Below are 3,003 nucleotides of genomic sequence, written 5' to 3'. Positions count from 1 at the left end.
GCAAAACCGGCAATCAGTCATAGACATCGAGTCAAATCACTAGCAAAATAAACTCAAACTAGCTGTTTGCGCTGACCATCCCAGACGGAAGAATGAGACAATCAGCAAATACCCACCACAAAAAGTGATGGAGTACCAAAAATTGGCACTGACATTCATCGACACACTGTTGAGTTCTCAAAGAACACGCACACACCATCACTCGAAACACACAGTTTCTCGTTCCGGGGCAACCGTTCCAGCTTAGCCCACCCGGGAGTCGAGTGCAAACTCGCTTCCCTTCCGGGCCACCCGGACGCGGTACAACCACCCTACACACGGCAGGATCGTCAACCAACTTCCGGGAATATCAGGCGCTCCCCGTACAACCTCGTTTTCCCTCGCTGACCAGTGAAGATCGCGTCCGGGTCGGTGTCCGTGTCGCTCTGACTCGGAATAAGTTACGCGATCCTCCCGCAGAACACCAAATCGCCTGTTTCCGGAACAGGTGCACAGCTCACGACACGCGCACACCCCCTCGGCTCGGGGCCAGGCGCCCGGCACCGCGGCGACGATCGCCAAGCCCCTTGGTCCGTGGCTCATTCCATCAGCCGGCGGGGGATGCGTGTCATCGCGAGGGTTGCGGGCAGCAGTCGGCCCTCCTCACTCCCCGGCCACTCCGACGCGGGCAAATGGCGGCGACAAACCGAACCCGAGCCTCGTTCCGGGCTCTGGCCCCGCACGCTGGACCGGATATCGACCTCGCGAGGGAGACCATCACAAGCGGACGCATCGACCCGGCCCATCCATCGAGTTCAGCGGAGCACTGTACGAACCGGTGCCCCCGCGCTCCCCCGGCTCGACCATTGACGTGTCCGCGGCCGCTCGACTTGCCGGCTTTCACTGCACCTGCGGGGGTATGTCAGGTCGAGGGGAGCAACCGTGAAAAGTGGGGCCCCGGCTCAACCAATTGTCGGCCGCCCCGGACGCCCGTCTCCCGCCGACGGCACGCCGGCTCGTACGTTCGCTGCGCGATCGCGGCGGGACGTGACGGCGTGTGGCCGTAGCTGAAACAACCGCGGGCTGGTCGGGCTCATCCACCCGCGGACGGGCACGGACTTGCAGTTCCCCGGCCTTGCATCGAACCGCCCCTTTCCGGCGCGGGTATGAGCCGCATTCGAAGAACAGGGGCGGAGGGAGGACGCGTCGAGACAGTCGACTTCCCTGACCGCATGGATAGTGGCCACCGTCCGTAGACCGCTCGGTAGACCCAGAGATGGCAACGAGCCCCTGCTTCGCCGGACGTCTGGGCCAGCCGCATACGGTCCGGTCCGCCCTGCGAATCTCTGTCCTTCGGTTGCCCTCGTGACTCCCGGCGATTGGTCGCAGAGGAGTGGGTCCAGACGCCCCCCTGGCCGAGGACGGAGAGCCCTATCGCCTTCGCCGCAGCGGAATTCGACGGGACAAGGCAGCCCCGGATAGGGGACGGCCCCGACAGGAGTGTGGCGGACAGGACGTAACCATAGGCGGGCGCGCCGACGGGACGACACAGCTCCCACGACGTCGGCAGCCTCACCCAGGGCGCTCCTCCAGAGTCCCTCGACTCTCGCCCATCGGGCCGTGGACAGCCGGCTCGGGCGACGCAGCTCTAACTGCGGCTCCATCGCTGGGGCCGGTCTGCCACGCCGCTCGTGAATCATGCTTGGCTTAAGACGATTTCGGTCCACACGACACGATCATGCAGCGCGCACAGCAGCGTCTTCGCGAAGACGGGCGCCAGCCCGTCGGGCAGCTCGCTACGGGCGGCGGTGAGGCGGGGCAGGCAGTGGCGCTATCATTCAGTGCGCTTTCCGCCGATGATGCGCGCAATCAAGGTGAGCCGACCGGTCGGTGTCCACGCACCGACGGCGACGTCACCCGAAGTCAGTCGAGTGAGGCTCTCGATCTCTCCTTCTTCGCGGAAGTCGATCGGCAATGCGACCCTCTCGACCGAGTCGAAGTGCGAATCGGTGACGATCAACGAGTCTTCGGTCGCGTAAACCGCAACCAGCTCGTCGTCGATCCAGCACCCAGCGAGCCCGAACCCGTATGCAGCCCCGACGTCACTCGCGTCGAGCTGTGCGATCTCGTTCAGACTGGGCCACCCCAGGATCCGCACGGTCTCCGGATCGCTCGGGTACGGGGTGACGAGCAGTCCGGTGCCGGAAGGACTGAAGCCCGCAATCACGGGATCTTCTCCGGCAAGGATCTCGGTCAGGTGTACGCGCATTCCATCGACGTCTACGCGGTAGGCGAGTGCGCCGTCCTGTCCCATGGCGAGCTCGAGTACGGCCGTATCTCCCGTCGGATGCGGATGCAGGAATGCGCGCGTATCGGGGGCGTCGACGTCCTGCTCGTGCAGGAGGTCCCCGGTCGCAGGGTCGAGCGCGAGCAGCCGGTGTCTCTGGCCGTCCGGGACCGCGACGACAAGTAGGTGCCCCAGGAAGGCTGCAGCATCGGCACGCAGTCCAGGCACAGTGATCACTTCGTCGCCCGCGATGGCGAGCCCGCCGGCGAAGTCGAGCACGATCCGATCGAGGCTGGATGCCGCAAGGACACAGACGTCGTCCGCCAGCGGCAGATCTCGCCGCGCAATCTCGGAGAGCCTGTCGTCGAGCAGATGCACCGCCCCGTCCCGCCACTGCACGAACCGTCCGGCTGCGTCCCCGACGGGAACGAGCCCGCGGCATCGGGTCGAGAACGTCGATGACGTCGACGGAATTGAGCATCCAACCACTGTAACGAGCACGGGCGGTCGTCGAGCCGACCTCGGCGTTGCCGGGCACGCGACAGCGCACAGGAATTGCATTCCGATGGCCCGCGGAGCCGGCCGCTGTCTTGCGAAAGGTGATCGATCAGGTGAAAGAGGTGCTGAAATGCCGGAAGGCCCCCACCAATGCTGGTGGGGGCCTTCCGGTTAACGGGTGTTCGGCGGTGTCCTACTCTCCCACACCCTGTCGAGTGCAGTACCATCGGCGCTGGAGG

1 protein-coding gene is annotated in these 3,003 nt (G+C 65.0%); it reads right to left on the bottom strand.

Annotated features, from left to right (window positions below; all coding sequences use genetic code 11):
• Nucleotides 1-1,813: 1,813 nt before the first annotated feature.
• Nucleotides 1,814-2,665: a hypothetical protein gene (locus PSS76_RS23880; protein WP_337456739.1), complete on the bottom strand. Its 852-nt coding sequence runs from the start codon at nucleotides 2,663-2,665 to the stop codon at nucleotides 1,814-1,816.
• Nucleotides 2,666-3,003: the final 338 nt, after the last annotated feature.

Origin of the sequence: Prescottella sp. D32, assembly GCF_037287305.1 — a bacterium.
Classification (GTDB): domain Bacteria; phylum Actinomycetota; class Actinomycetes; order Mycobacteriales; family Mycobacteriaceae; genus Prescottella; species Prescottella equi.
The sequence above is the reverse complement of the archived record's forward strand: the minus strand, read 5'-3'. Positions and strand labels throughout refer to the sequence as shown.